The organism is Pseudonocardia kongjuensis (assembly GCF_039526905.1).
GTDB classification, from domain to species: Bacteria; Actinomycetota; Actinomycetes; order Mycobacteriales; family Pseudonocardiaceae; genus Pseudonocardia; species Pseudonocardia kongjuensis.
The window spans coordinates 199,630-207,152 of record NZ_BAAAJK010000005.1 but is presented as its reverse complement, the minus strand read 5'-3'; the positions used below and the strand labels follow the sequence as shown (position 1 = coordinate 207,152).

The window sequence follows — 7,523 nt, the reverse complement described above, 5'->3', positions numbered from 1 at the left end:
CGACGATCATGCGGGTGCGATCGCGAACCGTATGCCCGGATCGGCCGTGGCCGGGGGCGCGGATCGGCAGGGTGCCCGGCCGTGGACACCTGGTGGGAGCAGCACCGGCCGGCGTCGGTGCTCGGGACCGTGTTGCTGGTGGTGGGCGCGCTGGCCGGCGCGCAGGTCGCGGTGGGGGCGGTGCTCGATCCCGTCCCGGCGGACGAGCGGATCCGGGCGGCGCTGAGCCCGTACCGGGACGGGGCGTTCACCGTCCGGGCGGCGTCGGTCGATCACCGTGTCGACATCGCGACCGCGGAGGACGGCTCCTACGTGCTCGGGCACACCCCGGCGGGGAGCGACGTCGTGCTCGACCTGGACCTGCTCGAGGGTGACGCCGCCCGCGCATGGTGGGTCGAGCCGGACACCGGCCGGACGATGGAGCTCGACACCCTGGAGAGCGCGGGGGTGGCCCGGTTCCCGGTTCCGGAGGGCGGCGGCGTCGCCTGGGTGCTGGTCGTCGACGACGCCGCCGCGGGCTACCCGGTGCCCGACGTGGACGCGATCGCCGAGTTCGTCGGGCAGGCCGTCCGCGCCGGGACGGCGCGGGGGGCCGGTCCGGGGTCCGGCGGGGGCGGCGACGGAGCAGCGGCGGCGGACGCGCCGCCGGGGAGCCGGTCCGATCACGACGGCACCCGCCGCGACGCGGAGGCCGGAGCAGGCGAGGCGGACCGGAGCACCGGGGACGGCCCGGCGGACGGGAGCGCGGGCCCCGGGTCTGCGCAGGGCCGGAACGCCGAGGGGCACGCGCACCGCGCCGGGGACGCCCCCGCCTCCGGCAGCGACCCGGACGCCCGGGAGTTCCGCACCGGGGGACCCGCGCCCGGGGAGCAGCGTGACGAGCAGCCCGCGCCCGGGGAGCAGCGTGACGAGCAGCCCGCGCCCGGGGAGCAGCGCGACGAGCAGCCCGCGCCCGGGGAACAGCGTGACGAGCAGCCCGACCGGCCGGCCCCCGGGAGTGGCAGCGCCGACCAGGAGCGCCCCGGCAGCCCGGAGCCACAGGAACCACAGAAGCCACAGGAGCCGCAGGAGCAGCAGCAGCCACAGGAGCAGGAAGCCTCCGACCCGACCTGGGACCGGCTCGCCCAGTGCGAGTCCTCCGGCGACTGGTCGATCTCGACCGGCAACGGCTACTACGGCGGCCTCCAGTTCGACCGGCCGACCTGGACCGAGTTCGGCGGCGCCGCCCACGCCCCGACCGCCGACGGCGCCACCCGGGAGCAGCAGATCGAGATCGCGACGAAGGTCCGGGACGCCCGCGGCGGTTACGGATCGTGGCCGGCCTGCGCCCGGAAGCTCGGACTTCCACGCTGACCGGGGCACGGTGGTGTCGCCCTCGATCCATGGAACCGCGACCGGTCAACGCGTAGGGTCGAGGGTCCTCCGACCGGATGCCCGGGGCGGGTGCCCTGGTGGTCGCCGTCCCGGTCCGATTCCCTACCCTTGGACCCCATGAGCTCGCCCACCCCCGAGGCCCACCGGATCGGGAACCGCTACCGGCTCGACGAGCGGATCGGTGCCGGTGCGATGGGTGCCGTGTGGCGTGGGACCGACGAGCTCCTGAACCGGACGGTGGCGGTCAAGGAGCTCCTCGCCGCCGCGCTGCCCTCGGCCGACCAGCTCGAGGAGTCCCGCCAGCGGATCCTGCGCGAGGGCCGGATCGGTGCCCGGCTGCAGCACGCGCACGTGATCAGCATGTTCGACGTCGTGGTGCACGACGACCGGCCGTGGCTGGTCATGGAGTACCTGCCGTCCCGCTCGCTGGCCGCGGTGCTCGCCGAGAAGGGCCCGATGAGCCCGCGCGAGGCCGCCGCGATCGGCCGCCAGGTCGCCGACGGGCTGGCCGCCGCGCACACCGCGGGCGTCGTGCACCGCGACATCAAGCCGGGCAACGTCCTGATCGCCGAGGACGGCCGGGCGAAGATCACCGACTTCGGCGTCTCCCGGGCCGTCGACGACGTGCAGCTGACCCGCACCGGGGTGATCGCCGGCACCCCGGCGTTCCTCGCGCCGGAGGTCGCCCGCGGCCAGGAGCCGACCGCCGCGTCGGACGTGTTCGCGCTCGGCGCCACGCTCTACGCCTCGGTCGAGGGGGAGCCGCCGTTCGGGCTGGACGACAACGCCTACGCGCTGCTGCACAAGGTCGCGACCGGCGCGATCTCGCCGCCCACCCAGGCCGGGCCGCTGACCGCGCTGCTGATGCGGCTGCTGTCCAACGACCCGGCGGAGCGGCCCAGCGCACCGCAGGCCCGGGACGCGCTGGCCCGGATCGCGGCCGGGCAGTCGATCGCCGGGCTGGCCACGCCCGCGAGCGCGGCCGCGATGATGGACTCCGGCGACGACGTCGCGGCCGAGCAGGCCGGCGGCACCGTGGTCGACGCCCCCGCCGTCCCGGCGCCGCAGGTGATCCCCGGCAGCGGCGCCCGCCGCGGAGCCGCCGCGGGAGGCGCCCGGCGCAAGCGGCTGCCGATCGTCCTCGGCGTGGTGGCGGCGCTGCTCGTCGTCGGCGGCGGGGTGGCGTTCGGGGTGCTCAGCACCCAGCAGCAGGAGCAGCCGCCGCCGGCCGCCGCGCCGACGTCGCAGGCGCCGCCGCCGACCAGCGCACCGCCGACCTCGTCGCCGCCGCCCACCACCAGCGCCTCGCCGACGCCGACCCCCGGCCAGGCGACCGATCCGGTGACCTTCGTGCAGGAGTACTACCGGATGCTGCCCGACGACATCGACGGCGCGTTCGCCCGGCTCAGCCCGGAGGCGCAGTCCCAGTCGCAGGGGATCGAGAGCTACCGGGAGTTCTACAGCGGCATGCGCACCGTCTACGCGGAGAACCTGCGCAACGCCGGGCCGAACACGGTCACCGCGACCGTGGTGTTCCTGCGCACCAACGGCACCGAGTCCCGGGAGAACTACCGCTTCGTGGTGGGCACCGACGAGCAGGGCAACCAGGTCCTGCAGTCGTTCAGCCAGGCCTGACCCCGGTCACCTGCGTCACCCACCGGACGATCCGGCCGTTCGCCGCGGCCCGGGTGTCCCGGTCGAACACGTCGTGCCCCTCGTCGGCCATCCGCAGCAGCTCCACCGGCGCGCCGCGGGCGGACAGCGCGGCGTGGATCGCGAGCGCCTGCCCGACCGGCACGTTCGTGTCGTTGTCGCCGTGCACCACGAGCAGCGGCGCGCGGATCCGGTCCGCCCGGTACAGCGGGGACAGCTCGTCGAGCAGCGCGCCGTCGGTGCGCGGGTCGCCGTACTCGGTGCGGGCCGGCCCGGCGATCCACGGCTCGGTGCGGGCGTAGAACTCGGCCAGGTCGGCGATCCCGCAGACGTCGACCCCGCCCGCGTACAGCTCGGGGAAGCGGACCAGCGCGGCGAGCGTCAGGAACCCGCCGTAGGACCGCCCGGCGACGACGATGCGGGCCGGGTCGACGTCCGGTATCCCGGCGAGCAGCCGGGTCGCCGCCCGCACGTCGGTGATCGACGACGGCCGCAGCGCGCCGTCGTCGAGCCGGGCGAACGTCCGGCCCCGCCCGGACGAGCCGCGCACGTTCGGGGTCAGCACGGTGACCCCGGCGGCGACCAGCTCGTGCAGCAGCGGCGCCCAGCCGGGCCGTTCCTCGGACTCCGGGCCGCCGTGCAGCCACAGCAGGCCCGCCCCGTTCGGCGACGACGGCCGGTGCAGCCAGCCGCCCAGCCGCAGCCCGTCCTCGGCGGGGAACACGACCCGTTCGGGCTGCGGCGTGACCGGCGCGACCGGCGTGCCGCCGAGCAGCGGGGTGGCCGCACCGCCCCGGACCGGGACCCGGACGACGTGCGGCGGGATCCCCGGCGCGTGCCCGGCGACGAGCAGCGAGGTGTCGTCGCGGGCGAAGCTCACGTTCGTCACGACGTCGCAGGGCACCAGCACCCGCTGCGGCCGGCCGCCGCGCAGGTCGGCGATCTCGATCTCGCTGCGGCCGCCGGTGTTCCACACCAGCGCCGCCCGCGCGCCGCCCGGGTCGAGCGCGACCACGTCCAGATCGGCGCCGGGCCGGACGGCGACCGGCCGGGCCGGGGCGATCAGCTCGTCGCCCGCGTGGCCGAGCGCGACGGCGAGCAGCGCCGAGTGCTCCCGGTCGGCGTCGGTGTGCACCCACAGCGTGCCGGGCGCGGCGCCGAACCGGGCGGTCGCGTTCAGCGCCCCGCCGGGGCCGCCGACGATCTGGGTCCGGCAACCGGTGCGCAGGTCCACCAGCTCCAGGCCGCGCTCGCCGCGCCGGCCGGTGCGCAGCACCACCCGCCTGCCGTCGGCGGAGACGGCCTGCACGACGGCCGCCTGCCCGGTCCCGAGCACCACCGACGAGCCGTCGCGCACGTCGACCAGGCAGGCGGTGCCGTCGCCGTAGCGGTCGGAGTCCGGATCGCCCGCGTCGGTGAGCACGGTGACGCCGAGCCGCCGGCCGGTCGGCTCCCAGGCGCCGAGCACCACGGCGGTCGCGGCCGGGGCGATCTCGGTCGGCGGGCCGCCGTCCGGGTCGAGCAGCGCGACCCGGGTGCGGTCACCACCGGACGGTGCGATCTGGACGGCGATCCGGCCGCCGTCCGGCGACCAGGCGAACGACGTGACGTCCGGATGCGGGCCGCCGACGCCGGTGGCGTCGAGCACGGTCGCGGCGTCCGGGTCGATCGGGCCGTGCGCCGGCATCGCCGCGACGTGCAGCCGCGGCCGCCCGGTCCGGTCGGAGATCCAGGCCAGCCGGGTGCCGTCCGGGGAGACGACCGGCGAGTGGTGGCCGACCGCCGCGGAGGCGGTGGGCACAGCCGGGGCGGCAGGCACCGCGGGTGCCGTCCGTGCGACCTCCACCGATCCGACCTCCGTTCTGCCCCTGATCCGGTACGTCCTTCCCGCGGCGGCCCGCCGGGCGCGACCGGGCCCCCGCGGGAGATCACGCAGAGATCATCGCGCTCCGGGTCCGGTCCGGGAAGCCACCGGGCCCGGACGGCCGGCAACGGAAAGTACCTCCCGGCCGTTCCCGGCACGGACGCCGGGACGCACAGCACGGACGCCGCCGGCGCAGCTGCGCCGACGGCGTCGGTGTCGGTGTCGGTGTCGGAGGGGGTACATCGGTCAACCTCACGTCCGTCCTGCGACGGCCGCAAGACCCCGGACGTTTCCGGGGTGTGAACGTCGCCGGGCTACCGGGGGAGCACCTCGACCTCGACGAGCCGCCGATCGGCCGGCCCGATCTCGTGCACCGGCCCGGTGAGCTCCACCGCGGACCGCAGCACCGGATCGGCGCAGGAGGTGCCGACGAACAGCTCGACGGTGCCCGGTTCGACGACGTGCCGCAGGTCCCGGTCGTACAGCCCGATCCGGTGGGTGGGGACGTCGAAGCGCACCTCGGCGCTCGCGCCGGGCGCCAGCTCGACCCGGGCGTAGCCGAGCAGCACGACGACCGGGCGGGTGACCGAGGCGACCACGTCGGTGCCGTAGAGCTGCACGACGTCGGCGCCGGCCCGGTCCCCGTCGTTGCGGACCCGGCAGCTGACGGTGAAGGCGCCGCCGGTGGGCACGCCGTCGTCGGGGACCCGCAGGTCGGAGTGGGTGAACGTGGTGTAGCTCAGGCCGAAGCCGAACGGCCGGACCGGGGCGGTGTCCACCGCGGTCACCGAACTGGCCGCGCCGAGCCGCGGATGCAGGTAGCTGTAGGGCTGGGCGCCGGCCGAGCGGGGCAGGCTCACCGGCAGCCGGCCGGACGGGTTGACCCGGCCGGACAGCACCCCGGCGAGTGCGCCGGCGCCCTCCTGGCCGGGGAAGAACGCCTGCACCACCGCGGCGCAGCGGTCCAGCTCGCGGTCCAGCACGTAGGGCCGTCCGACGAGCAGCACCAGCACCACCGGGGTGCCGGTGCCGAGCACCTCCTCGACGAACCGGCGCTGCACGCCGGGCAGCTCCAGGGTGTCGGTGTCGCAGCCCTCGCCGGAGGTGCCGCGGCCGAACAGTCCGGCCCGGTCGCCGACCACGACGACGGCGACGTCGGCGTCCCGCGCCGCCGCCACCGCGCCGGCGAACCCGGAGACGTCGTCGGTGTCGACGTCGCAGCCGCGGGCGTGGGTGATCCGCGCACCCGGCAGCTCGGCGCGCAGCGCGTCCAGCACGGTCGGCACCTCGATGCCCAGCTCGACGCCCGGATGGTGCGGCAGCACGTGGTTGGCGAAGCTGTAGCAGCCCATCAGCGCGGCCGGGTCGTCGGCGTTCGGGCCGAGCACCGCGATCCGGGCGGTGTCCGGGGCGAGCGGGAGCACGCCGTCGTTGCCGAGCAGGATCACCGACTCCTCGGCGAGCCGGGCGGCCAGCGCCCGGTGCGCGGGCGGGTCGAGATCGACCTCGCCGGTGGGCAGGGTGTCGGCGAACCCGGGCTCGAGCAGGCCGAGCCGCTGCTTCTGCTCCAGCACCCGGCGCACCGCGCGGTCCACGACCTCCTCCGGCACCTCGCCGGACCGGACGCGCTCGGCGAGCGGCTCCAGGTAGCCGGTGCCGGTGGGCAGCTCGACGTCGATGCCGGCGGTGAGCGCCTGCCCGGCGGCCGACCCGAGGCCGTCCGCGACGCCGTGCAGGGTGTGCAGGAACGCCACCGAGAAGTAGTCGGCGACCACCGTCCCGGTGAACCCCCACCGCTCGCGCAGCACGCCGGTCAGCAGCCGCTCGTCGGCGGCGACCGGCAGGCCGTCGATCTCGGCGTAGGAGTTCATCACCGATCCGGCGCCCGCGTCGAGCAGCGCCGTCTCGAACGGCGGCAGCAGCACCTCGGCCAGCTCCCGCGGCCCGGCGTGCACCGGGGCCAGGTTGCGGCCGGCCCGGGAGTTCGAGTACCCGGCGAAGTGCTTGAGCGTGGCGACGACGCCCGCCGACTGCAGCCCCCGCACGTAGGCGCCGCCCACCGTGCCGACCAGGTACGGGTCCTCGCCGATGCACTCCTCCACCCGGCCCCAGCGGACGTCGCGGACCACGTCGAGCACCGGCGCGAGCCCCTGGTGGACGCCCAGCCGGGCCATCGTCGCGCCGATCGCGGCGGCCGTCTCGCGGACCAGCTCCGGATCGAACGACGCACCCCACGACGGCGGCGCCGGGAACGTCGTCGCGCCCCACGCCGCCAGCCCGGTCAGGCACTCCTCGTGCACCAGCGCCGGGATGCCGAGCCGGGTCGACGACGCCAGCCACCGCTGCCGTTCCGCCAGGTGCGCCAGCCCGTCGGCGGACTTCACCGGGGCCGTGCCGAACACCCGGGTGAGCTGGCCGAGCCCGTGCCGGGCGTACTCGCCGAACGCGGCGTGCTCGCCCTGCATGCTGTCCTGCATCGGGGCGACGGCCGTGTCCTCCTCGCTCTCACCGGGGGAGTGGTCCCTCCCCTCCCACAGCCCGACGAGCTGGGCCAGCTTCTCCTCGAGCGTCATCCGCGCGATCAGGGCGGTCACCTCGGTGCTCATGGAGTCCTCTCGTGGTTCGGGGCGGG

The 7,523-nt window shown here is 76.5% G+C and carries 4 protein-coding genes; 2 read left to right on the top strand and 2 right to left on the bottom strand.

From position 1 onward, the window contains the following. The first annotated feature begins 81 nt into the window (after positions 1-81). Positions 82-1,353, top strand: coding sequence for a transglycosylase family protein (locus ABD160_RS07290; RefSeq protein WP_344019708.1), 1,272 nt, complete (start codon positions 82-84; stop codon positions 1,351-1,353). 138 nt (positions 1,354-1,491) lie between these two features. Further along, entirely contained in the window at positions 1,492-3,009 is a 1,518-nt protein-coding gene (locus ABD160_RS07285) for a serine/threonine-protein kinase (protein WP_344019706.1), read from the top strand. On the opposite strand, the gene ABD160_RS07280 is transcribed toward ABD160_RS07285, so the two are convergent. Continuing rightward, a complete protein-coding gene (locus ABD160_RS07280; protein ID WP_344019704.1) occupies positions 2,996-4,873 on the bottom strand; it encodes a prolyl oligopeptidase family serine peptidase in 1,878 nt (625 codons plus the stop codon). The two genes, ABD160_RS07285 and ABD160_RS07280, sit on opposite strands and share 14 nt — an antisense overlap. 332 nt (positions 4,874-5,205) lie before the next feature. Then, positions 5,206-7,497, bottom strand: coding sequence for a beta-xylosidase/alpha-l-arabinosidase (locus ABD160_RS07275; RefSeq protein ID WP_344019702.1), 2,292 nt, complete (start codon positions 7,495-7,497; stop codon positions 5,206-5,208). Positions 7,498-7,523: the final 26 nt, after the last annotated feature.